Genomic DNA, 23,234 nt, shown 5'->3' on the forward strand with positions numbered 1-23,234 from the left:
GTGCGTGCGATTTACCCCTTGGTCAAGCGATAGACACGCTCTTCAAGGCGCGTGACGCCGTCCTGAACGAACTTCCAGCTATCGCCCAGGATGTCCTGCTCCTCGAGGATGTCCAAGGTCCAATGTGCGCCCAACAATACTTTCACCTCTTCATCGGTGACCGCAAAGGGCGGGCCGGCCTTTTGCGTCTGATCGTAATCGAGGGTGATCAGCAGCCCCTTGCAGCCCGAACCCAGCAGGCGATTGAGATGCTCGGTGTATTGCGCCCGCATCAGCGGCGGCAGTGCAATCAACGCCGCGCGATCATAGAGCGCGCAGCAATCGGCCACGGCCTCAGCATCGAGGGCGAAGAAGTCGCCGCACCACACCTCGATCACATCAGCCTGATACACGCTGAACACGCCGTGCTGGCTGATACGTGGCGTCAGCCCCTGCTCGCTGAAGAAGGCTTGCACCGCCTGCTCCGATAACTCCACCCCCAGCACGGGGTGCCCATGGCTGGCCAGCCACACCAGGTCCAGGCTTTTGCCACACAGCGGCACCAACACTTTTGCTCCATCCGCCAAACCCAGTTGCGGCCAATGCCGTTGCAGATGTGGATTGACCTGCGGCAAGTGAAAGCCGATCTGATTGCGCGCCCAGCGCTCCCGCCAAAATGTAGGCTCCATAAATCACCCTGAAAATTCGATCAAAAGGCGCTAAAACTTATATTAGATTTAGATCAATGATCTGATTGAAGATAGCGCCATATTAACGCTCAGGATCCCTCCTATGTTCCCCAGCCTATTTATCTCTCACGGTTCGCCCATGCTCGCCCTGCAACCGGGTGCCAGCGGCCCGGCCCTGCAGCGCCTGGCCGCTGAGCTGCCACGGCCCAAGGCGATCGTGGTGGTGTCGGCGCATTGGGAGAGCCAGGAACTACTGGTCAGCGGCGGCGCCGCCCCCGAAACCTGGCATGACTTCGGCGGCTTCCCGCGCGAATTGTTCGCGGTCCAATACCCAGCGCCGGGCGATCCGCAACTGGCCGCCGAAATTGTCGAACTGTTGCATGCCGATGGCCTGAATGCCCGCATCGACGAGCATCGCCCGTTCGACCATGGCACATGGGTACCGTTGTCGCTGATGTACCCGGCGGCGGATATTCCAGTGGTACAGGTCTCCCTCCCCAGTCGCATGGGCCCTGCCCTGCAGACACGAGTCGGGCATGCTCTGGCCAGCCTGCGCGAACAAGGTGTGCTGCTGATCGGCTCCGGCAGCATCACCCACAACCTGGGTGAACTGAACTGGCACGCCGGCCCCGAGAGCATCGAACCGTGGGCGCGGGAGTTCCGCGATTGGGTGGTGGACAAGCTCGCTGCCAATGACGAAGCCGCGCTGCACGATTATCGCCGCCAGGCGCCCCATGCAGTGCGCAGCCATCCCAGCGATGAGCATTTGTTGCCCCTGTACTTCGCGCGGGGTGCCGGGGGGCCGTTCAGCGTGGCGCACCAGGGCTTCACCCTGGGGGCCCTGGGCATGGACATCTATCGCTTTGGCTGATGGAGATCTAAATGTGGGGGCCCACCCCTTTTCCACATGACAAAAAAAATCCCCGAACCAGTCGGGGATTTTTTATGTGCGATCAATCAGCCCAAGGGCGGATCAATCTTCGCGGTAGCGACGCAGTTTGAGCTGCTTACCGGCAACGCGAGTGTCTTTCAGCTTGGTCAGCAGTTTTTCCAGACCGTCTTCCGGCAGTTCCACCAAGGAGAAGCTGTCACGGACCTGGATGCGACCGATGGCTTCACGTGCCAGGCCACCCTCGTTGAGGATAGCGCCCAGCAGGTTCTTGGCCGCGATACCGTCACGCGCGCCCAGCGCGGTACGGCAACGAGCACGACCTTCAGCCAATGGGACCGGAGCACGACGCTCACGATCACCACGATCACCACGGTCTGGACGGTCGCCCGAACGCTCTGGACGATCACCGCGTGGCGCGCTGTTCGGAACCAGTGGACGTTCTTTCTCGATGGCTGCCAGGGTCAGGGCCTGACCGTTGGTGGCCTTGCGCAGCAGGGCTGCGGCCAGGGCACGCGGGGTGCAACCGATATCGGCGGTCAGGCGGTCCAGCAGGTCGCCGTGGGTCGATTCAGCGTCAGCCACCAGCGGCGCCAGGCTGTTGGTCAGTTTCTTGATGCGGGCATCGAGAACGGCCTGGGCATCCGGCAGGCGGACCTCGGCAACCTTCTGGCCGGTGACACGCTCGATCACTTGCAGCATGCGGCGCTCACGCGGAGTCACCAGCAGCAGTGCACGACCTTCGCGACCGGCACGGCCAGTACGGCCAATACGGTGAACGTAGGACTCTGGATCGTAAGGCATGTCAACGTTGAACACGTGGGTGATACGTGGAACGTCGAGGCCACGGGCAGCAACGTCGGTCGCCACAACGATGTCCAGGCGGCCATCCTTGAGGGAGTCGATCACACGCTCACGTTGGTTCTGGGCGATGTCACCGTTCAGCGCAGCGGCTTTGTAGCCTTTGGCTTCGAGGGCACTGGCCAGGTCCAGGGTCGCTTGCTTGGTGCGCACGAACATGATCAGGGCGTCGAAGTCTTCGACTTCCAGCAAGCTCAATACAGCCGAGGTCTTCTGGTCAGCGTGAACCAACAGGTGAGCCTGTTCGATCGCGGTAACGGTCTGGGTCTTGGTCTGGATCTTCACGTGTTGCGGATCGCGCAGATGGCGTTCGGCAATGGCACGGATCGACTGTGGCAGGGTGGCCGAGAACAGTACGGTCTGACGGGTCGGTGGCAGCGCCTTGAAGATGACTTCCAGGTCATCCATGAAGCCCAGCTTCAACATTTCGTCAGCTTCGTCCAGAACCAGGTGGTTCACGGTCGACAGGACTTTCTCGTCACGACGCAGGTGGTCACACAGGCGACCCGGGGTGGCGACAACGATCTGTGCGCCATTACGGATTGCTTTCAGTTGTGGGCCCATTGGCGCACCGCCATAGACGGCCACAACGGTAACGCCCGGCATTTGCTTGGCGTAGGTTTCAAAAGCGGTTGCTACTTGCAGCGCCAACTCACGAGTTGGCGCCAGGATCAGGGCTTGCGGTTCGCGCTTGGCAGGATCGATGCAGTGCAGGATAGGCAGGGCGAACGCGGCGGTTTTGCCGGTACCGGTTTGCGCCTGGCCAATCATGTCCTGGCCGGCCATGATGATCGGGATCGATTGCTGCTGAATCGCCGAAGGTTCTTCGTAGCCGGTCGCAATGACGGCAGCAAGAATGTTCGGGTTAAGATTAAAAGCGGCGAAGCCGCCGGTTTCCTGGGTCATGGGTCTGCCTCTAAGTGCATCCGCAAAGACCCATGCTCCAAAGCTGCGCATGCCGTGTTGAGACTCAAGAGTCGCCCTGGCTGCTTTGTCGGCGGGGATTTGCGAAAACGAATGAATGAAAAAGATTCGTCAAGGAAGAGTCCGCTGTGCGGACGTGCAGCCGAAGCTGACTTCGGGGAATTGCGCTACCTAAACGCGGCCCGGTTAAAGGCCGGCGCGCACTATACCGGAAATAGCTGAAAAAGGGAGCTTTTTTTATCGCCAAGCGCCGATAAACCGCACCGCGTCACAGCCTTTGCAGTTAAGTGCGGCAGGGTCTATTTTTCAAAGGCCCGGCCCTGTTGGCCAGAACACTTAAACGGTTCACCTCCCCCGTGAGACCTTTGGTCTGAAACCTTTCCCTGCGCCCGAGGGCACACCCGATGAATCAAGCCAGCAGCAGCCGCGTCAGCCGTGAACTCCGGGGCCATGTCCTGCTGTTAGGCCTGGACAGGGTAGCCAAGCGCAACGCCTTTGACCTGGATCTGCTCAATGAGCTGAGCCTGGCCTATGGCGAATTTGATCGAAACGATGAGGCTCGGGTGGCGGTGGTCTTTGCCCATGGCGACCACTTCACCGCCGGGCTGGACCTGGCCAATGTCAGCGGCGTGATGGCGGGGGGTTGGCAGCCCCCGCTGGGGGGCTGTGATCCGTGGGGGGTATTCGCCGGCCCCAGGGTCAGCAAACCGGTGATCGTCGCCGCGCAGGGCTACTGCCTGACCATCGGTATCGAGTTGATGCTGGCAGCGGATATCAATCTCTGCGCCAGCAACACCCGCTTCGCACAGATGGAAGTCCAGCGGGGGATCTTTCCCTTTGGCGGTGCGACGTTGCGCTTTCATCAGATCGCCGGCTGGGGGAACGCCATGCGCTGGCTGCTCACCGGCGATGAGTTCGACGCCCACGAAGCCCTGCGCCTGGGGTTGGTGCAAGAGGTCATGGCCAGCGAAGACCTGCTGCCCCGCGCCATTGAACTGGCCAGCCGTATTGCGCGCCAGGCACCGCTCGGCGTGCAGGCCACCTTGATGTCGGCACGCCTGGCGCGGATGGAAGGCGAAACCGTGGCGGCGGCTGCGTTACCACCTATGGTCGAGAAGCTGCTCAACAGTGAAGACGCCAAGGAAGGCGTGCGGGCGATGGTCGAGAAGCGGCCGGGGGTGTTCAAGGGCATTTGAGTTGGCAGTAGCGACGCCATCGGGGGCAAGCCCCCTCCCACATTGGGAACTCATTTCAAATGTGGGGGGGGGGCGACGATTCGACTTGCCCCCGATGGCGTCGGTACAAACAACTACGTCGCGGGCCGAATCGCCTTGATCAATGGCTGCAACGAATACCCCAAGCGCGGCGCCAAGGCTTCGGCGCGGGCCGTCAGTGCGTCGATGTCCAATACCTGATCCAGCTCCGACGGCACCAGCAGGATCACATTGCCCTCCTTCACCGGCAGTTCCCAGTAATGCCGGTGATACAACCCACGCAGCAAGGCCGCACCCAGCGGCTTGCCATCGTCGGTGGCCCACTGGTTGATGACCAGCCAGCCGCCGGGGTTGAGTTTCTTCTGGCAGTTTTCCAGGAATGTCCAGGCCAGGTGCCCGACACCTGGACCGACATCGGTGTACAGGTCGACGAAAATCAGGTCTGCCGTTTCGGCAGTATCCAGCAACTCCAGGGCATCGCCGATACGGATGTACAAGCGCGGGTCATCGTCCAGCCCCAGGAACTCGATGGCCAGGCGCGGCACATCGGGGCGCAGCTCGATGGCTTCGACATCCTCCAGCGGCAGGAACCTGAGGCAGGCCTGGGTCAACGTACCGGCGCCCAAACCGAGGAACAACGCGCTCTCCGGCTGTTCATGGCACAACGCGCCAATCAGCATCGCGCGGGTGTAGTCGTACTCCAGCCAGCTCGGGTCGGCAGTGAACACACAGCTTTGCTCGATGGCATCGCCGAACTCGAGAAAACGGTAATCGGCCACTTCGAGCACACGGATCATGCCGAAATCATCATGGACTTCGGCCAGCAGGCGCTCGACACGCTCCTCGGTCATCACTACTCCTAAAAGGGTTTACCGCATGGCAAAGGCGCGATTGTCAGCCAACCGGCGGCAACAGGTCACGCACTAATTGCTGATAACATTGGCGTCCGACCGTCAATCAGCCAATCGAGTTCATGATGAGCCAACCCTGGAGCCCCGACAGCTGGCGCGCCCTGCCGATCCAGCAACAACCCCAGTACCCGGACGCTGCACACTTGCTGCAAGTGGAGCAGAACCTGGCCAGCTACCCGCCGCTGGTGTTCGCCGGGGAAGCCCGCGAGTTGCGCCGTCAGTTTGCCGAAGTGACCCAGGGTCGTGCATTCCTGCTGCAAGGCGGCGACTGCGCCGAGAGCTTCGCCGAGTTCTCCGCCGCGAAAATCCGCGACACCTTCAAGGTGCTGTTGCAGATGGCGATCGTGATGACCTTCGCCGCCGGTTGCCCGGTGGTGAAAGTCGGGCGCATGGCCGGCCAGTTCGCCAAGCCGCGCTCATCCAACGATGAAACCATCGACGGCATCACCCTGCCCGCCTACCGTGGCGATATCGTCAACGGCATCGGCTTCGACGAAAAAAGCCGTGTGCCGGACCCGGACCGCCTGCTGCAGTCCTACCACCAGTCCACCGCCACCCTCAACCTGCTGCGTGCATTTGCCCAGGGTGGGTTTGCCGACCTGCACCAGGTGCACAAGTGGAACCTGGACTTTATCGCCAACTCCGCCCTGGCCGAGAAGTACAGCCAGTTGGCGGACCGTATCGACGAAACGCTCGCGTTTATGCGCGCCTGCGGCATGGACAGTTCGCCGCAATTACGCGAAACCAGCTTCTTCACCGCCCACGAAGCCCTGCTGCTCAATTACGAACAAGCCTTTGTGCGCCGTGACAGCCTGACCAACGATTACTACGACTGCTCGGCCCATATGCTGTGGATCGGCGATCGCACCCGCCAGTTGGATGGCGCCCATGTCGAGTTCCTGCGCGGGGTCAACAACCCGATCGGGGTCAAGGTCGGCCCGAGCATGAACCCGGATGACCTGATCCGCTTGATCGACATCCTCAACCCAGACAACGACCCCGGCCGCCTGAACCTGATCGCGCGCATGGGTGCCAACAAGGTCGGTGACCACCTGCCTGCGCTGCTGCGTGCGGTGCAGCGCGAAGGCAAGCAGGTGCTGTGGAGCTCCGACCCGATGCACGGCAACACCATCAAGGCCAGCAGCGGCTACAAGACCCGCGATTTCGCGCAGATCCTGGGTGAGGTGAAGGAGTTCTTCCAAGTGCATGAAGCCGAAGGCACCTATGCCGGCGGGATTCATATCGAGATGACCGGACAGAATGTCACCGAATGCATCGGCGGCGCGCGGCCGATTACCGAGGATGGCTTGTCGGATCGCTACCACACCCACTGCGACCCACGGATGAATGCCGATCAGTCGCTGGAGCTGGCGTTCCTGATTGCCGAAACACTGAAACAGGTCAAACGCTAGGATGGACAACTGAACCGGTGGCAAGCGCCAATGCCGGTCAGTTAAGGAGACACACTGTAACTGTGGCGAGCGGGCTTGCCCCGCGTTGGGGCGCGTAGCGGCCCTAAAACCAGTCTCCCGGTTCTACCAGAAGAAATGCGGTGGCCTTATTGGGGCGGCCTCGCAGCCCAATGCGGGGCAAGCCCGCTCGCCACAATCAAACCCGCTTGCCGCAACACACTTGCTCACTAAAAAAGCCTGCTCACCACACAAGTGCCGTGCGCCTACAAGTGCAGCATGGCTATCCGCAACCGGGCGGCACTGGGCCGCTGGCAATTGAGCTGGAGGTGTTCCAGCCCCAGCCAGTCGGCCATTTGCCGCAGGTTCAGCGCCAACGCCTGCATCCCCTCCTCATCCAGCCCCGGCTCTTCCTCGTGCACCGCGTGCACGGCCAGGCGCCCATTGGCGCGTTCGGCACGCAGGTCGACTCGCGCGGCAATGCGCTCGTGGTGCAAGAACGGCAGCACGTAGTAGCCGTACACCCGCTTGTCCTGCGGGGTGTAGATCTCCAACCGATAACGGAAATCGAACAGCCGCTCGGTGCGACTACGCTCCCAGATCAGTGAATCGAACGGCGACAGCAATGCGCTGGCCGACACCTTGCGTGGCACCTTCGGCTCGGGCAGGCAATACGCCGGCTGCTTCCAACCTTGCACCTGACAGCTCAGTAATTGCCCGTCCTCCACCAGTTCAGCCAGGCGACTGCGACTGTCGGCAGGCTCCAGACGGAAGTAATCGCGCAGGTCTTTTTCAGTCCCGATGCCTAACGCGGTCGTGCTGTGCAATAACAAACCACGCTGGGCGTCGGCTTCACTCACCGAGGCTTGAAGCACCTCATCCGGAATCACCCGCTCCGGCAAATCATAGAGCCGCTCAAACCCGCGCCGGCCGGCAACGGTGACCAAGCCTGCGGCAAACAGCCATTCGAGCGCGTGCTTTTCATCACTCCAATCCCACCAGGGGCCGGCACGCTCTTCGCGGGTAGACAGGCTGCCAGCACCCAGGGCGCCCTGTTGCTCGACGATCTTCAGAACGCGCTGGATCGTGGCCTGCTGCTCACGCCCGAACCGCGCCATCTGCTGATAGATCCCCTGCCCCTGCTGCGCCCGTTGCATGCGCCAGCGCATCAGCGGGTACAACGCCATCGGCAGCAACGAAGCTTCATGCCCCCAATACTCGAACAGCGAGCGCCGTCGCCCCTGGCTCCAGGCGGCCTGTTCAAGCAGCAAAGGGGAGTAAGTGCCCAAGCGGGAAAACAGCGGCAGGTAGTGGGAGCGCACCACGGCGTTCACCGAATCGATCTGCAACACACCGAGGCGCTCAATCACACGATTGAGGTGCGCGGCCCTGATCAGCGCAGGCGCCGGGCGCCCGGAAAATCCCTGGGCGGCCAGCGCCATGCGTCGAGCTTGCTTGAGGGAAAAGGACAGTTCAGCGGGCATGGACATCTCCTTGGGTGCTCGCGACCTACCCTACTGCATCCTAGGTCATTTTCGCAGCGGGTCTTCCCAGAAATGCCAGTGGCTTTCCCGCACCACGTCGGCACGACTAAGCCCGATATCCTTGAGCGCCGCGTCGCTCAACGTCGCCAACAGCTGACGCTCATGACGCAGCGTCTGCCAACGCACGAGCGTCTGCAACAGCCCGAAGAGCGGCCGCTTCGCCAGCCACACAAAACCTCTTTGACCTTTCATCTTCTCGCCCTCCCGTGGGGATGACGCGAGTGTGTACCTGGCCTTATGATCAATCCAACGAATGTTTCTTATGCAATACATCTCGGAGATTGATCAATTGTCCGGCTACCCCAGCATCGACACCGAAGTGCTACGCACCTTCGTCGCCATCGCCGACCTGGGCGGTTTTACCCGTGCAGGTGAACGAGTCAACCGCACCCAGTCGGCGGTGAGCATGCAGATGAAGCGCCTGGAAGAGGATGTGTTGCAGCGCAAGTTATTCGAGCGCGACGGTCGCCAGGTACGGCTGACGCCCGAAGGCCAGGTGCTGCTGGGGTATGCGCGGCGCATCCTGAAACTGCACAGCGAAGTGTTCAACACGTTGCGCGAGCCCCATATGGTCGGGCTGGTACGGATCGGCACACCAGATGACTACGTGATGCGTTTTCTGCCTGGCATTCTCAAACAGTTTTCCAAGGCTTACCCACTGATCCAGATCGAGATGCACTGTGAGTCCTCAACGGTGCTGATGCAGCGACAGGACTTGGCGTTGACGGTGATCAGTCGCGAACCGGGCAACGACCTCGGTGAGTTGTTGCGCACCGAGCGCATGGTGTGGGCGGCAGCGCCGTGCTTCTGCACGGACGAACACGACGCCTTGCCACTGGCCGTTTCTGGCGACGACTGCCTTTACACCCAGTGGGCCTGCGCAGCATTGGAGACGACCGGACGGGATTATCGCCTGGCCTATCACAGCTCCAACGGGGCGGCGATCCAGGCCGTGGTCAGCGCCGGCCTCGCGGCCATGGTCAGCATGGAAAGCCTGGTCACCGACGACCTGCGTGTGCTCGGCAGCGACGACGGCTTCCCCCCCTTGCCGTCGATGAACCTGCGCTTGTTGCGTAACCCGCTGATGGCCTCGCCCATCACCGATTGCCTGGCCGATTACATCGTCGAAGGTTTCAAACTTTAAAGGTCAGCATCACCGCGCACACCACCAGGAAGCCGCAGAACAACCCGCGCAATAACCGCTCCGGCAGCGCATGGGCGACTTTCACGCCCCAACTGATGCTGAGCAGGCCACCGAGCGCCAGCGGGATGCCGATCATCCAGTCGACCTCATGGTGCCAGGCATAGGTGACCAGGGTGACGCTCGTGCTCGGCAGCGCCAGGGCCAGGGACAACCCTTGGGCGACCACCTGAGTGGTGCCAAACACACTGGTCAGCACCGGCGTGGCAACCACTGCGCCGCCCACGCCAAACAAGCCGCCCATGGACCCGGAGACGGCACCCAACACCCCGAGCCATGGCCAGGAATAACGCATCTGCGCAGTCGGCGGTGCATTACGCGTGAACATGCGCACCAGGTTGTAGGCCGACAATGCCACCAGAAAGACAATAAAACCGATACGCATCGCGCCGGCATCCAGGCCCACCGCCCAGATCGAGCCCAGCCAGGCAAAGCTGAAACCCATCACGCCCAGCGGCAATGCGTGGCGCAGCTCGATACGGTTACGCTGGTGATAGCGCCACAGGGCGAGCATCACGTTGGGCACCACCATCACCAAGGCAGTGCCTTGGGCAATCTGCTGATCCAGGCCGAACCATACGCCGAGCACCGGGATGGCAATCAGCCCGCCCCCGATGCCAAACAAACCGCCCATCGTGCCCAGGGCCGCGCCCAATACCAAGTACATCGCTAAATCCAACACCACTTGCCACTCCACAAATCCCAGGCCTTGCATGCTACGCAGTCGGCCCTGGCGCGGATACGCATAGCGACGCACAATGGCTGTGCCAATCTCGCACAAGCATTTGCCCATGAACCCCAATACTCTCACCGACCAACTGAGCCTGTTCCTCGATGTATTGGAGTCGGGTAGCTTCTCCGCGGCCGCACGCCGCCATCCACTGACGCCCTCGGCGGTGGCCAGGCGCATCGACAGCCTGGAAAATTCGGTGGGCAGCCGCTTGTTCCAGCGCAGTACCCATGCGGTGGTGCCGACACCGGCCGGCCTGGCCTTTGCCGAGCGGGCGCGGCGGATTGTCAGCGAGTTGCAACTGGCGCGAGCCGAAGCCGTCTCCCTGAGCCACGCGCCGGAAGGATTGATTCGCGTGGACGCCCCGGCGGCTTTCGGGCGACGGCATCTGGCACCGGTGATTGCAGACTTCCTGAATGTGTATCCGGGACTGGATGTGCACCTGCATTTGATCGACAGTTTTGTCGATATGCAGGGCGCGCATTTGGGCAAGGTCGACCTGATATTGCGCGCCGGGCATATCGTCGATACCAGGCTGATTGCCACGCCGCTCGCCAGTATCGTGCGCATCGCCTGTGCCAGCCCGGCCTACCTGAAAAGCCGCGGCACGCCGACTCATCCGCGGGAACTGAGCGAACACGACGGCCTGGACTGGGATGGCCTGGCGCCGATGTTCGCCTGGCGCTTCGAACTGGACGGGCGCCGCGCCACCTATCGCCCGCAACGTATCCGCATGAGCGCCAACAACGCTGAAGCCCTGCTGTCAGGGGCCCTCGCCGGGTTGGGTATCGCCCACCTGCCGACCTGGCTGGCCAGTGAATACCTGGTGCGTGGCGAATTGTTGCCACTGTTTTGTGAAAACGGCCTGCCCAGCCCGGAAACCACCGGGATCTATGCGCTGCGCCTGGAGCAACAGCCGAATGCACGCAGCCGGTTGTTGCTGGAATACCTGAAATCCCGTTTCAGCCCCGTGCCGCCCTGGGATCTGGCATTGCAAAGCGGACTGGCCTGACCGCTCGGCCAGAATTATCTGGCGCATTAAAGATTTGCCCGCTAGATTCCAGGCCATTGACGCTTTTTCGAGGCCCCGCCATGAGCAAAAATCCCGCCCCTTGCGAATCCCTGCTGCTGGACAACCAGCTGTGTTTCGCCCTGCACTCCACGTCATTGCTGATGACCAAGGTCTACAAGCCACTGCTGCAAGCGCTTGGCCTGACCTACCCGCAGTACCTGGCAATGATGGTGTTGTGGGAAGAAGATGGCTTGACCGTCGGCGAAATCAGCAGCCGCCTGCTGACTGATCCAGGATCGCTGACGCCCCTGCTCAAGCGCCTGGAAGCCGAGGGCCTGCTCAGCCGCACTCGTAGCCGCGAAGATGAACGCGTGGTCGTGGTGGAACTGACCGAGGCCGGGCGTACCTTGCAGGAAAAGGCCATGGGGGTCCCACAGTGCATCCTCGGTGCCAGCGGCTTGGAGCTGGAGCAACTGCGCAAGTTGCAGGCGGATTTGATTGCGTTGCGAGGCAACCTGCAGAACGCGATCTAAACACAACAGCAAAACACTCAACATGTGGGAGGGCGCTTGCTCCCGATGGTGGTGGGTCAGTCAACCAATCTATTGACTGACCCACCACCATCGGGAGCAAGCGCCCTCCCATATTGCTTTGTAGCGCCCCACAAAAATATTTGTAAATTTATCTTGCGCGCAAAACATTAGCGCTATACATTCGCCTCACCAACTACTTAGCGCGCAAACATTTAGCGCTACAAACCAAGAGGACCACACCATGCAAACTCTCTACACCGCAGTAGCCACTTCCACTGGCGGCCGTGACGGTCGTGCTGTTTCCAGCGACAACATCCTCGACGTCAAACTCTCCACACCTAAAGAACTGGGCGGTGCCGGTGGCCAGGCCACCAACCCTGAGCAACTGTTCGCCGCCGGCTACTCGGCCTGCTTTATCGGCGCCCTGAAATTCGTCGCCAGCCAGACCAAACGCAAGATCCCGGATGACGCCTCGATCACGGCTCATGTCGGTATCGGCCAGATCCCCGGCGGTTTCGGCCTGGACATCGACCTGCACATCAGCCTGCCCGGCCTGGCTCAGGACGATGCGCAAAGCCTGGTCGACGCGGCTCACCAGGTTTGCCCTTACTCCAACGCCACCCGTGGCAACGTCGATGTGCGCCTGCACGTAACCGTCTAACCCTGCTGCGACACCTGGAGAAGAACATGAACAGATTTGGCAAAGCGCTTACTGGCACCCTGCTCGCCCTGTCCATCACCCACGCGTTCGCGGCGACGGATGATGTCGAGCACAACACCCAGGCATTCCTCGATGTCTTGAACGCCGGCACCGGCAAGCCGATGGAGCAACTGACGCCCAAGGACGCCCGTGCCGTGCTGACGGGAGCTCAGGCGGGTGTGAAGTTGACCTTGCCCAAGGCGGACGTCAGCCAGAAGACCATCCAGGTCGATGGCCAGCCGCTGGGCCTGACCATCGTGCGGCCAGCCGGGGTCAAGGGCACATTGCCGGTGTTCATGTTCTTCCACGGCGGCGGCTGGGTATTGGGCGATTACCCGACTCACGAGCGCCTGGTGCGCGATCTGGTGGTGGGTTCGGGGGCCGTGGCGGTCTTCGTCAACTACACGCCTTCACCGGAAGCGCACTACCCGGTGGCGATCAACCAGGCCTATGGCGCAACCAAATGGGTCGCCGAGCACGGCAAGGACATCAACGTCGACGGCAAACGCCTGGCGGTCGCGGGCAATAGCGTCGGCGGCAATATGGCAGCCGTCGTCAGCCTGATGGCCAAGGACAAGGGCACACCCGCGATCAAGTTCCAGTTGCTGCTGTGGCCGGTGACCGATGCCAACTTCGAGACAGCGTCCTACAACCAGTACGCCGAAGGGCACTTCCTCACCAGGAACATGATGAAATGGTTCTGGGACAACTACACCACCGACGCCAAGCAGCGGGCCGAGATCTACGCCTCGCCGTTGCGGGCCACCACCGATCAGCTCAAGGGCTTGCCGCCCGCGCTGATTCAGACGGCCGGTGCCGACGTGCTTCGGGACGAGGGCGAAGCCTATGCGCGCAAGCTGGACCAGGCCGGCGTCCCGGTGACCGCCGTGCGCTATAACGGCATGATCCACGACTACGGCTTGCTCAATGTGGTCAGCCAAGTGCCAGCGGTGCGTTCGGCCTTGCTGCAGGCATCGCAGGAGCTGAAGCAACACCTGAAGTAAAAAGCAGCGCCCACGAAAAAGCCCGACTCAAGGTCGGGCTTTTTTTCGTATCAGCGGGGCCAGAATTACTTCTTGGCGCGGCCTTTGTACGAACCACCTTCGCGGGTGTCGATTTCGATCAGGTCGTCGATTTCGATGAAATCGGCAACTTGCAGCTCGGTACCGTTAGCCAGCTTGGCAGGCTTCATCACCTTGCCCGAAGTGTCGCCGCGAGCGGAACCTTCGGTGTAGGCAACCTTACGCACGATGGTGGTCGGCAGCTCTACGGAAACCAGGCGCTCTTCGAAGAAAATAGCTTCGCAGACGTCGGTCATGCCTTCTTCAATGAACGGCAGAACGGCTTCGATGTCTTCAGCGTTCAGCTCGTACATGGTGTAGTCAGTGGTGTCCATGAACGTGTAGGCGTCGCCGCTGATGAACGACAGGGTCGCTTCTTTACGGTCGAGGATCACGTCGTCCAGCTTGTCATCGGCGCTGTAAACGGTTTCGGTCTTGTAACCGGTCAGCAGGTTCTTCAGCTTGGTCTTCATGATCGCGCTGTTACGGCCCGACTTGGTGAACTCAGCTTTCTGAACCAACCAAGGATCGTTGTCGATACGGATCACCATACCGGGTTTCAGTTCTTTACCAGTTTTCATTGCAGATATCCGAAATTTGGATGGGGTTTACAAAAATCAAGGTCGCGTATCATATCCAACTTTCATAAAACTGTACCAGCGCCGTCGCAAGATCGGCCTGCAAGCCTTGTTCCAGACACCACGTTTCGGCGTGTGCGCTCACTTCCGGCCAGTGTTCCAGCAGTCTTTTCCACGGCTGCGCCATATCGCCGTCCGTATTCCAGGCCTGCCAAAGCGCAACCAACGCCGCCCTGGCGGCCGGCGATAATGCAGCGGTGTACAACTGCAGGAAGGCGTCGAGCTTGTCCAGATGGATGTCTTCGTCCTGGCGATAGATGTGCCACAGCAAAGGACGCCCGGCCCACTGGGCGCGCACGAAGGAGTCTTCGCCACGTACGGCATTGAACTCGCAGCACCACAGCAGGCGGTCATATTGCTCCTGGCGCACGAAGGGCAGCACCTGCACGGTCAGGGCTTGGCGCTGGTGGACGTCCCCCGCCTCCAACCCATCGACCCCGAGCCAACGCTGCACATCACCGAGGATGCGGCCTTCCGGAACCAACAGATGAGTGGCACGCCCATCCGTCGAAAGAACGTCAAGCCAGCTGGCGAGGCCGGCATTTTCGTAGGCGAACAGTGACATCAGCCGCGTACCGGTTGCAGGAAGTACGCCCAAGGAGCGCAGGAATTGTTGCTGCGCAGCGGCATCCTGTTGAAACGCCTGGCGCTGTTGCAGCAAACCGGCCTCGCGCAACAGACCACCGGTACCCGGCCGAAAACCGGGGAAAAAGAAGTACTTCTGTACCCCTTTGAACTTCACCGAAGGCAGGCGATGGCAACCCACCACCCAGTCCTCGGCACTGAGGTAGTCGAGGTTCATCCATAACGGCGGACGCGCGCGCGCGGCCATGGCTTCCATGTAGTCAGGGGGCAATTGGCAGGCAAAAGCGGCGATCACCACATCGGCGGACGGCGTGGCAGCCCAATCCGCCGGCCAATGATGCACGTCAACGCCCTCTTGCCATTGCTGCCCCGACTGCACGTCAATCTCAGGGCACAGGCGCTCGAACGCCCGCAAGTCATCGACCCACAAACGCACATCACAACCGTGCTCTACCACCAGTTGCCGGGCCAGGCGCCAGGTCACGCCGATGTCGCCATAGTTGTCGACGACGCTGCAAAAAATATCCCAGCGGGCTTTCATTCCGGGCTCCAACGCTCAAAGGCTCGATTGTCCGCATAAATGCCCTGATGCAGAAGGCTTGATCGCGATTATTCTGCACAGTGGCTGTGCGACAATCGCCGCCACGCCACAAATGCCTGCCAGGAGGCCGCCATGTCTGATCGCCCATTGTCGTTGCTCAAGCTGTGTGTCGCCATCGCCCTCGGCGTGTGGCTGGGGTTCATCGCCATTGCGTTGACCACTTGGCTGGCGTCGCGCTACCTGTTCCCGCAAAGCCTGGCCCCCGTGGCCCAGGCCGTTCAGCAACTCGGCAAACCGGCCCCTGCTGCACCGGAACCACCCAACCGCATGTTCGAACAGTATCAAGACAACCTTCGCAAGCAGGAACAACAGCAGACCCTGGACCAGGCGCGCAACAATGCGCGCAACCTGTCCAACCCAAAATGCCAGTTCTGGTTGCAACAGGACCAGAACGCGCCGAATGAAAAGAGCAAGGCCAATGTCCTGCAATTTTGCGAATGATCAAGCACAGCCATGAATAAACACGCCGTCCTCCAGTTGATTCTGGAAAAACTCACCGTCGACCTCGATATTGCACAGCGCGCCGCGCAGACCGCCTACGAAACCGCGACCCACGAAGAAAATATCGCCGAAAACAAATACGACACCCTCGGACTGGAGGCATCTTACCTGGCGGCCGGACAGGCCAAGCGCGTCGAGGAAATCAAGCAGTCGCTGGCGCTGTGCCAGAACCTGCCACTGCGTGCGTACGATGATCAACGTGGCATAGAAGTCGGCACGCTACTGGGCCTGGAGGACGAGAATGGCCGCCAGCAGTGGCTGTTCCTGGCACCGGATGCGGCGGGCTTGAAGGTGGATGTGGTGGGGCAACCGGTGACCGTCATCACCCCGCGCTCCCCGCTGGGCAAAAGCCTGCTGGGCAAGTTCGAAGGTGATGAGGTGGAGATTCTGGTGGCAGGCGCCCGGCAACACTTTACGGTTACCGAGGCCAGATAAACCACTTAATGGACGGGCAATTCTACGCCGTCGAACAGCTCTTCCAGTTCCTGCTTGTTGTGGCACTGGATCGCCTTGGCCATGACTTCGCGGGTCAGGTGCGGAGCGAACTTCTCGATGAAGTCGCACATGAAGCCACGCAGGAAAGTACCGCGACGGAAACCGATCTTGGTCACGCTGGACTCGAACAACTCGCTGGCGTCGAGCACGACCAGGTCTTTATCGAGCTGCGTGTCGACCGCCATCTTGGCGACAATCCCCACGCCCAGGCCCAGGCGAACATAGGTTTTGATCACGTCGGCATCGGCCGCGGTGAACACCACTTTCGGCGTGAGACCGCGATGGCTGAAGGCTTCGTCGAGCTTGGAACGGCCGGTAAAACCGAACACGTAAGTCACGATCGGGTATTCCGCCAGGGCTTCCAGGGTCAGCTTCGGCAGCTTGGCCAACGGGTGACCTTGGGGCACGACAACGCAGCGGTTCCAGCGGTAGCACGGCATCATCACCAAGTCGCCAAACAACTCCAGGGCCTCGGTGGCAATGGCAAAGTCGACGGTGCCGTCAGCCGCCATTTCGGCGATCTGCATCGGCGAACCCTGGTGCATGTGCAGGGCCACGTCCGGGTACTGCTTGATGAAATCGCGGATCACCGGCGGCAATGCATAACGCGCCTGGGTATGGGTGGTGGCGATCGACAGGGTCCCCTTCTTCTCGTTGGAGAACTCCTGGGCGATCTGCTTGATGCTCTCGACTTTGCGCAGGATCTCGCCAGCGGTGGTAATGATGCGCTCACCGGCTGGAGTGACACGGGTCAGGTGCTTGCCGCTGCGTGCGAACACTTCGACGCCCAACTCGTCTTCGAGCAGGCGGATCTGCTTGCTGATACCGGGTTGCGAGGTGTAAAGGCTTTGAGCGGTAGCGGAAACGTTGAGGTCGTGGTGCGCCACTTCCCAGATGTAGCGCAGTTGTTGAAGCTTCATATGTGTCCCTCAAAGCAGATAGACGCCACGGGTATCAGCGACGGTATATAACTATATTAAAGGTTCGACAGATAAATCTAGAACTTTTTATCCTTCATTGACCGATCACATGTCATCACTGCGCCGACGCTGCAACAGCGGTACCAGATAGACCGGTACCTGGGACAACTGGAGCACTCGCGCAGCGGTTCGCCCCAAGGGTGTTGCCACCCCGACGGTTTGGGTATGACTACCTACGATCAGCAAATCCACGGAGAGTTTCTGTGACTGACCAAGGATCACTTCGCAAGGGTCCCCCTGGATCACTCGTACCGAACGGATCAACTTCAGGTCCAGCGCACCTTCCCCCAACTCTTCGCGAAAGCTCTCCAGCACACGCTGCTCGATCGTCGCCATCACCGTGGTCAGCCCCTGGCTCTGCCATTCGTTCAGGGCTTTCTCATCAAGGTAGCTCTGCAACACCGATTCGGCGAACAAGCCGATGGGCTCGACCACATGGATCACATACAGGTCGGCCTTGAACGTTCGCGCCAGCGCCAGTGCATGTTGCATCACATAAGGCGCATACAGACCAAGGTCCGTGGCGTACAGCATCGAACGAATCATAGAACCTCCTGGACTGCCAGGATGGCGGGGATTGAATGAGCTTAGCAGCGCCTCGGCGAGTTCGACTGACTTAGCTCTCGGCCTGAATCTTCACCTCATTACTGATGCCATGGGGCACATGCCCGGTGGCCACCACCTCTCTGGCTTTCTCACAATGACCGGCCTGGTCATCGAAAAACACATCGGCGGCGAAGGCCTCCAGAAACGCGGATTTTTCCAACCCGCCAAGAAACAACGATTCGTCCAGGCGGATATCCCATTCGCGCAAGGTACGAATCACGCGCTCGTGGGACGGTGCTGAACGGGCTGTGACCAAGGCCGTGCGAATCGGGCACGCCTCGTCGGGAAACTCACGCTGTAACAGGTTGAGTGCGGCGAGGAAGCCTTTGAACGGACCACCGTGCAACGGTTGGCGCGCCGACTCGCGCTCGCTGGCCTGGAATGCCGCCAAGCCACCGCTTTGGTAGACACGTTCGGACTCATCGGAAAACAGCACCGCATCCCCGTCAAACGCGATCCGCAATTCCTCGCTCGACGCCCGGCGTGCACCGCCCGACAGAATCGTCGCAGCGGCAAACCCGGCGTCAAGGGCACTGCGCACATCTTCAGCATGGGTGGAAAGAAACAGATGGCAACCAAATGCCGCCAAATAAGGATAAGGACTACGCCCTCCTACGAAGGCTGCGCGGGAAATATCCAGATCGTAATACTGGATCGAATTGAACACGCGCAACCCAGTGTCGGCACTGTTGCGCGACACCAGCACCACCTCGACCCGGGCGCGGCCCAGGCTGGCATTGAGGCTCAGCAGCTTCTTGACCAGCGGGAACGCGTCACCGGGCTCCAGGATTTCTTCCTCATGTTCGATCTGGTATTTGCGGTAGGTCTCGACCCCTTCGGCCAGGTAGACCTTATGGCTCTCGCTCAGGTCGAACAGCGCCCGCGATGAAATCGCCAGCACCAGTTTGTCGCCCAGTCCATTCGCCATGTGCTTTCCTCCGAATCAGCGGTTATGCCGATCAATAAAACTCAAGGCCTGGTACAGCGCCTGCATCCGCGGCAATTCGCAACCGGCGGCCTTGGCGGCGGCCAGTGGCCGGGCGTAGATGGCGGCCAGCTCCAACGGGCGTTTGTGCACGTGGTCGTGGTACATGCTCGGCAGGTAGTCGTCCATGGTCTCGGTCATGGTGAACATCTGCTCGGCATAGCTGGCCGGAATTTGATGGCCGCAGGCATGGGCGCCCTGCACCACTTCGGCCATCAGCGCCTGGATCAGTTCCCGGCTGGATTCGTCCGCCATCATGGCCGTGGTTCCCGCGCCCAACAGCACGGAGAGACCGTTGTAGGGCACGTTCCACACCAGTTTATGCCAGCGCGCCAGGTGCACGTTGGCCATGGCCTGAGACTCAATGCCCGCCTGATGAAACAACGCGGCGCCCTCTTCGACAATCGCTTTCTGACGAGCTTCATCGTTGGCCGCAGTACCGCTGTGGTACCCCAGGTTGACCCGGCCCAGGGCCTGATGCTCGACGACGCCGGGCCCGGAGCGATGCACGCCGATATAGCACAGGCCGCCGAGCAGATGCAGCGACGACGGCAAGTGCTCGCGCAGGCTGTCTTCGACGTCGAGGCCGTTTTGCAGCAACACGACCTTGGCGTCCGGCGCCGCGATCTGAGCAAGGGTGGGGGCCAACTCCGGGTTACCGGTGGATTTGGTGCCCACCAGCAGCCAATCGCACGGCGGCATGTCAGCGGCGCGGGCATAGGCCTGCACCGGGTGCAGGTGCAAGCGGCCATGCACCGTACTGTTGAGGTGCAGGCCACGTTCGCTGACCGCCGCATATTCGCTGCGCAGCAGGAAGTGCACGTCGAACCCGGCGCGCGCCAGCATCAGGCCATAGAAACCACCGATGGCACCTGTGCCGATAATACCGATGCGGGGCGACTGTACGGTCATGGCAAATCCTCTGGAGTACGGGTAAGTGCTTGATTAATGGCGTCGGCAAGCTCGGCAGCCACGATCGGTGTGTGTATTTGCCCAAGGAATTGACCCTCGCACACCACGAACAGCGCCGGCAAATGAAAGATCTCGTAGCGTTCCACCGCACCGCCGTTGTGCCCGGCATCGACCCAGCACACCCGGTCCACGGGCAAACGCCAGCCCGGCACCTGCTGGCGTGCCCAGCGGCAACTGGAACACCCCTCGCTGACGAACACGACGAGCGAAATGCCTGGCAAAGCCAGCAATTGCTGGTCAATATCCAGGTCGGTCAATACCTGTTCCTTCACTATACTGCTGCCACCGCCGTCAACTGAACGGTGCTCGGAGTCCGTGTACATGGGTCGTTTTTTACCTCACCCTGATGATGTCGCTGCCCTGTTGATCCAACGTCCCGCTCCCCCCCTTCCCCGCCAACGCCTGCACACTATCGGCCTGAGTGGCATCGCCTGCAATTGCCCGCGCGCCTGGCGCCAGGGTACCGCGATCGAGTTTCGCATTCCCTCACTGGGCACCAGCGCCCGTTATCCGGGCTATGTGGCGTGGTGTCGCAAGGCTGGCAGTGGCTATCGCGTGGGGGTTGCCTTTACCGATGAACATGCCTTGTTCGGTGCAAGAATGGGCGAGCAAGTGTGCCAGATCGAACGCTACTGCCGCCTGCACGTAGACACAGAGCCGACGCCCCAGCAGGTCGAGGCACTGGCCCGCGAATGGGTTTCGCGCCATGCCGGCGAGTTCTCCCATGAGGCGCTCGTGCAGCCAGCACTGGATTAAAGCCGGCTTTGCCCATTGTCGCGGGCCCGTGTTACGCGCTAAGGTTCCTCCCCCCTGCATTCAAATCATGCTGTGCTCCGCCGCACGGGGATGGCTGGCGGCCGGCACCCGTGACCCTGACGAGTAACACGATGGCTGATTTACCGATCAATGACCTTAACGTCGAATCCAACGAGACGCTGATCACACCTGATCAGCTCAAGCGCGAAATCCCCTTGAGCGACGCTGCCCTGCAGACCGTCACCAAGGGTCGCGAAGTCATCCGTGACATTCTCGACGGCACTGACCACCGCCTCTTCGTCGTCATCGGGCCTTGCTCGATCCACGACCTCAAGGCTGCCCACGAATACGCCGAGCGCCTCAAGGTGCTGGCGGCGGAAGTGTCCGACACCTTGTACCTGGTGATGCGCGTGTATTTCGAGAAGCCGCGTACCACCGTCGGCTGGAAAGGCTTGATCAACGACCCGTACCTGGACGACTCGTTCAAGATCCAGGACGGTCTGCATATCGGTCGCAAGTTGCTGCTGGACCTGGCCGAAATGGGCCTGCCCACTGCCACCGAAGCCCTCGACCCGATCTCCCCGCAGTACCTGCAGGACCTGATCAGTTGGTCGGCCATCGGCGCGCGCACCACTGAATCCCAGACCCACCGCGAAATGGCGTCCGGCCTGTCCTCAGCCGTGGGCTTCAAGAACGGCACCGACGGCGGCCTGACCGTAGCGATCAACGCGCTGCAATCGGTTTCCAGCCCTCACCGGTTCCTGGGGATCAACCAGGAAGGCGGCGTCTCCATCGTCACCACCAAGGGCAACGCCTACGGTCACGTGGTGCTGCGCGGTGGCAACGGCAAGCCCAACTATGATTCGGTCAGCGTTGCGCTGTGCGAACAGGCGCTGGCCAAGGCCAAGATCAAGCCGAACATCATGGTCGATTGCAGCCACGCCAACTCCAACAAGGACCCGGCCCTGCAACCGTTGGTGATGGAAAACGTTGCCAACCAGATCCTCGAGGGCAACCAGTCGATCATTGGCCTGATGGTCGAGAGCCACCTGAATTGGGGTTGCCAGGCGATTCCAAAGGACCTCGCCGACCTGCAGTACGGCGTGTCGATCACCGATGCCTGCATCGACTGGACTGCCACCGAGAACACCCTGCGCAGCATGCATGCCAAGCTCAAGGACGTATTGCCCAAGCGCAAACGCAACTGAGACCGCACCTGTATCTGAATTGGGCGCACACAAAAACGCCGGGCCATGGCCCGGCGTTTTTCATGGTGCTGTCACTGCCTTACAGTTTAGCGGCGTGGCGCTGATGCCGCTCCATGTAGCGTTCGACATAGGAGCACGACGGGATCACCGTATAACCGGCTTCTTCGGCGAACTTCAGCGCCTCCTCGGTCAACGCGGCCGCAATGCCACGGCCTCGCAGTGCGTTGGGTACGAAGGTCCGATAGATATCCAGGGTCTGCTTCCCGAGGTCCATGTAGGTCAGGTAGGCACGATGACCGTCCACATTGGTCTCGAACTGATGACCAGCCTGGTCATGGTGGATGGACAACGCCTCGCTCATCACTACTCCTCGCGGGTCTTGAATTTTGACCCCTACCTTACCGATGTTTTTCCGGCGAAGGAACATCTACGCCACCCCGTGCCGGTTTCGACAACGAGAAAACCCTGAGCGCTCACAACCAGCACGTAGAGAATAGTAGGCACCAATCCCGCAATTGCTCAAGGCGCGCTCGTCATCCCTGCCACTGGTGGATATAGAAAGAGCCTCGATCAACCGGTGACCGATAGCCTGAACATTGCCGGCAGTTGAACCTTGAGACGAACTGCCGCTCTTAAAGTCACCTCTACATGCGCAAAAGATGCCTGGGGCGGTAACGGCGACCGGAACGAAAGTGTCAGCTTCTTTATATAAATCTTCATCTATTTACAAGGCCTAACGCATGCGGGGCGGCGATTTCAGCCCGGCCTCAATCCTCCTGCGACTGCAAAAAATTGAACACTTTTTATACAAACTGCCAAAAGATTAGCCAAAATAGATTCGGCACAAGAATTTTTTTTGCTTCTTGCGCTACGTCAGTTTACTTACTACAAGTAATGGGTAGTATGTACGCCGGCTATTAGCTCACCCTGAGAAAGTAGCCATTTAATAGAAAGTCCTTGAAGGGGAACACGATGAACAACGTTCTGAAATTCTCTGCTCTGGCTCTGGCCGCAGTTCTGGCTACCGGTTGCAGCAGCGTCTCCAAAGAAACCGAAGCTCGTCTGACTGCAACTGAAGACGCAGCAGCTCGCTCCCAGGCTCGTGCAGACGAAGCCTACCGTAAAGCTGATGAAGCTCTGGCTGCTGCTCAAAAAGCACAACAGACTGCTGACGAAGCTAACGAGCGCGCTTTGCGCATGCTTGAAAAAGCAAGCAAGAAGTAATAATCCTTCGGGGTTGTTATCAAGCC

The 23,234-nt window shown here is 60.5% G+C and carries 27 protein-coding genes; 13 read left to right on the forward strand and 14 right to left on the reverse strand.

What is annotated here, in order from left to right:
• Nucleotides 1–11: 11 nt before the first annotated feature.
• On the reverse strand, nt 12–668 hold the full coding sequence (locus QU606_RS07095) for a thiopurine S-methyltransferase (protein ID WP_024074235.1): 657 nt from the start codon (nt 666–668) through the stop codon (nt 12–14).
• A gap of 103 nt (nt 669–771) precedes the next feature.
• On the opposite strand from QU606_RS07095, the gene QU606_RS07100 reads away from it, so the two are divergent.
• Complete coding sequence (locus QU606_RS07100; RefSeq protein ID WP_024074234.1) at nt 772–1,539, forward strand: class III extradiol ring-cleavage dioxygenase; 768 nt, start codon at nt 772–774, stop codon at nt 1,537–1,539.
• Between the two features lie 102 nt (nt 1,540–1,641).
• Here the strand turns inward: QU606_RS07100 and QU606_RS07105 are convergent, their stop codons facing one another.
• Nucleotides 1,642–3,324, reverse strand: coding sequence for a DEAD/DEAH box helicase (locus tag QU606_RS07105; RefSeq protein WP_069075564.1), 1,683 nt, complete (start codon nt 3,322–3,324; stop codon nt 1,642–1,644).
• Between the two features lie 422 nt (nt 3,325–3,746).
• Here QU606_RS07105 and QU606_RS07110 point away from each other — a divergent pair, with 422 nt between their 5' ends.
• A complete protein-coding gene (locus QU606_RS07110) occupies nt 3,747–4,538 on the forward strand; it encodes a crotonase/enoyl-CoA hydratase family protein (protein ID WP_069075563.1) in 792 nt (263 codons plus the stop codon).
• Between the two features lie 113 nt (nt 4,539–4,651).
• On the opposite strand, the gene QU606_RS07115 is transcribed toward QU606_RS07110, so the two are convergent.
• Entirely contained in the window at nt 4,652–5,407 is a 756-nt protein-coding gene (locus QU606_RS07115; protein ID WP_024074231.1) for a spermidine synthase, read from the reverse strand.
• 125 nt (nt 5,408–5,532) lie between these two features.
• Here QU606_RS07115 and QU606_RS07120 point away from each other — a divergent pair, with 125 nt between their 5' ends.
• Nucleotides 5,533–6,879, forward strand: a complete 1,347-nt coding sequence (locus QU606_RS07120) for a class II 3-deoxy-7-phosphoheptulonate synthase (protein ID WP_041160874.1) — start codon at nt 5,533–5,535, stop codon at nt 6,877–6,879.
• A gap of 263 nt (nt 6,880–7,142) precedes the next feature.
• Here the strand turns inward: QU606_RS07120 and QU606_RS07125 are convergent, their stop codons facing one another.
• Both QU606_RS07125 and QU606_RS07130 read right to left on the reverse strand, forming a co-directional pair.
• Complete coding sequence (locus tag QU606_RS07125) at nt 7,143–8,360, reverse strand: winged helix-turn-helix domain-containing protein (RefSeq protein ID WP_304998250.1); 1,218 nt, start codon at nt 8,358–8,360, stop codon at nt 7,143–7,145.
• 45 nt (nt 8,361–8,405) lie between these two features.
• Complete coding sequence (locus QU606_RS07130; RefSeq protein WP_024074228.1) at nt 8,406–8,612, reverse strand: DUF1127 domain-containing protein; 207 nt, start codon at nt 8,610–8,612, stop codon at nt 8,406–8,408.
• A gap of 70 nt (nt 8,613–8,682) precedes the next feature.
• On the opposite strand from QU606_RS07130, the gene QU606_RS07135 reads away from it, so the two are divergent.
• The gene (locus tag QU606_RS07135; protein WP_024074227.1) at nt 8,683–9,564 is read left to right on the forward strand and encodes a LysR family transcriptional regulator; all 882 of its coding nucleotides are present in this window, start codon (nt 8,683–8,685) and stop codon (nt 9,562–9,564) included.
• On the opposite strand, the gene QU606_RS07140 is transcribed toward QU606_RS07135, so the two are convergent.
• The gene (locus tag QU606_RS07140) at nt 9,554–10,303 is read right to left on the reverse strand and encodes a sulfite exporter TauE/SafE family protein (protein ID WP_304998611.1); all 750 of its coding nucleotides are present in this window, start codon (nt 10,301–10,303) and stop codon (nt 9,554–9,556) included. The two genes, QU606_RS07135 and QU606_RS07140, sit on opposite strands and share 11 nt — an antisense overlap.
• Nucleotides 10,304–10,412: 109 nt before the next feature.
• On the opposite strand from QU606_RS07140, the gene QU606_RS07145 reads away from it, so the two are divergent.
• From QU606_RS07145 to QU606_RS07160, 4 genes are all read left to right on the forward strand, one after another.
• Nucleotides 10,413–11,363, forward strand: coding sequence for a LysR family transcriptional regulator (locus QU606_RS07145; RefSeq protein ID WP_024074225.1), 951 nt, complete (start codon nt 10,413–10,415; stop codon nt 11,361–11,363).
• 80 nt (nt 11,364–11,443) lie between these two features.
• On the forward strand, nt 11,444–11,896 hold the full coding sequence (locus QU606_RS07150) for a MarR family winged helix-turn-helix transcriptional regulator (protein ID WP_024074224.1): 453 nt from the start codon (nt 11,444–11,446) through the stop codon (nt 11,894–11,896).
• Nucleotides 11,897–12,137: 241 nt separating this feature from the next.
• A complete protein-coding gene (locus tag QU606_RS07155; protein ID WP_024074223.1) occupies nt 12,138–12,557 on the forward strand; it encodes an organic hydroperoxide resistance protein in 420 nt (139 codons plus the stop codon).
• A 26-nt stretch (nt 12,558–12,583) separates the two neighbouring features.
• Nucleotides 12,584–13,600, forward strand: coding sequence for an alpha/beta hydrolase (locus tag QU606_RS07160; protein ID WP_069075547.1), 1,017 nt, complete (start codon nt 12,584–12,586; stop codon nt 13,598–13,600).
• Nucleotides 13,601–13,665: 65 nt separating this feature from the next.
• Here QU606_RS07160 and QU606_RS07165 read toward each other — a convergent pair whose 3' ends face one another.
• Both QU606_RS07165 and earP read right to left on the reverse strand, forming a co-directional pair.
• Nucleotides 13,666–14,238, reverse strand: coding sequence for an elongation factor P (locus QU606_RS07165; RefSeq protein WP_024074221.1), 573 nt, complete (start codon nt 14,236–14,238; stop codon nt 13,666–13,668).
• A gap of 49 nt (nt 14,239–14,287) precedes the next feature.
• Nucleotides 14,288–15,421: an elongation factor P maturation arginine rhamnosyltransferase EarP gene (gene earP, locus QU606_RS07170; RefSeq protein WP_024074220.1), complete on the reverse strand. Its 1,134-nt coding sequence runs from the start codon at nt 15,419–15,421 to the stop codon at nt 14,288–14,290.
• A gap of 132 nt (nt 15,422–15,553) precedes the next feature.
• Between earP and QU606_RS07175 the strand changes: the two genes are divergently transcribed.
• Both QU606_RS07175 and QU606_RS07180 read left to right on the forward strand, forming a co-directional pair.
• Complete coding sequence (locus tag QU606_RS07175; protein WP_069075549.1) at nt 15,554–15,922, forward strand: hypothetical protein; 369 nt, start codon at nt 15,554–15,556, stop codon at nt 15,920–15,922.
• 12 nt (nt 15,923–15,934) lie between these two features.
• The gene (locus QU606_RS07180; protein WP_024074218.1) at nt 15,935–16,417 is read left to right on the forward strand and encodes a GreA/GreB family elongation factor; all 483 of its coding nucleotides are present in this window, start codon (nt 15,935–15,937) and stop codon (nt 16,415–16,417) included.
• A gap of 5 nt (nt 16,418–16,422) precedes the next feature.
• Here the strand turns inward: QU606_RS07180 and cysB are convergent, their stop codons facing one another.
• The 5 genes from cysB to QU606_RS07205 form a co-directional block, all read right to left on the reverse strand.
• Nucleotides 16,423–17,397, reverse strand: coding sequence for an HTH-type transcriptional regulator CysB (gene cysB, locus QU606_RS07185; RefSeq protein ID WP_017849520.1), 975 nt, complete (start codon nt 17,395–17,397; stop codon nt 16,423–16,425).
• Nucleotides 17,398–17,502: 105 nt separating this feature from the next.
• Nucleotides 17,503–18,003 (reverse strand): universal stress protein, encoded by a 501-nt coding sequence (locus QU606_RS07190; RefSeq protein ID WP_024074217.1) that lies wholly within the window; start codon nt 18,001–18,003, stop codon nt 17,503–17,505.
• 70 nt (nt 18,004–18,073) lie between these two features.
• Nucleotides 18,074–18,991: a 5'-nucleotidase gene (locus QU606_RS07195; protein ID WP_024074216.1), complete on the reverse strand. Its 918-nt coding sequence runs from the start codon at nt 18,989–18,991 to the stop codon at nt 18,074–18,076.
• 15 nt (nt 18,992–19,006) lie between these two features.
• Complete coding sequence (locus QU606_RS07200) at nt 19,007–19,960, reverse strand: putative 2-dehydropantoate 2-reductase (protein ID WP_024074215.1); 954 nt, start codon at nt 19,958–19,960, stop codon at nt 19,007–19,009.
• Entirely contained in the window at nt 19,957–20,343 is a 387-nt protein-coding gene (locus tag QU606_RS07205; RefSeq protein ID WP_024074214.1) for a hypothetical protein, read from the reverse strand. The genes QU606_RS07200 and QU606_RS07205 overlap by 4 nt, the downstream gene beginning before the upstream one ends.
• On the opposite strand from QU606_RS07205, the gene QU606_RS07210 reads away from it, so the two are divergent.
• Together QU606_RS07210 and QU606_RS07215 are read left to right on the forward strand one after the other, a co-directional pair.
• Nucleotides 20,342–20,776 carry a PilZ domain-containing protein gene (locus QU606_RS07210; RefSeq protein ID WP_102625165.1) on the forward strand — a complete coding sequence of 145 codons (435 nt, stop codon included), beginning with the start codon at nt 20,342–20,344 and terminating at the stop codon, nt 20,774–20,776. The genes QU606_RS07205 and QU606_RS07210 overlap by 2 nt on opposite strands.
• A 131-nt stretch (nt 20,777–20,907) precedes the next feature.
• Nucleotides 20,908–21,984 (forward strand): 3-deoxy-7-phosphoheptulonate synthase, encoded by a 1,077-nt coding sequence (locus QU606_RS07215; RefSeq protein WP_024074212.1) that lies wholly within the window; start codon nt 20,908–20,910, stop codon nt 21,982–21,984.
• Between the two features lie 79 nt (nt 21,985–22,063).
• On the opposite strand, the gene QU606_RS07220 is transcribed toward QU606_RS07215, so the two are convergent.
• Nucleotides 22,064–22,345 (reverse strand): GNAT family N-acetyltransferase, encoded by a 282-nt coding sequence (locus QU606_RS07220; protein WP_003189869.1) that lies wholly within the window; start codon nt 22,343–22,345, stop codon nt 22,064–22,066.
• Between the two features lie 611 nt (nt 22,346–22,956).
• Between QU606_RS07220 and oprI the strand changes: the two genes are divergently transcribed.
• Complete coding sequence (oprI, locus tag QU606_RS07225; RefSeq protein WP_024074210.1) at nt 22,957–23,208, forward strand: outer membrane lipoprotei OprI; 252 nt, start codon at nt 22,957–22,959, stop codon at nt 23,206–23,208.
• Nucleotides 23,209–23,234 lie beyond the last annotated feature (26 nt).

It is taken from the genome of Pseudomonas sp. OVF7, assembly GCF_030644265.1.
GTDB classification, from domain to species: Bacteria; Pseudomonadota; Gammaproteobacteria; order Pseudomonadales; family Pseudomonadaceae; genus Aquipseudomonas; species Aquipseudomonas gorinensis.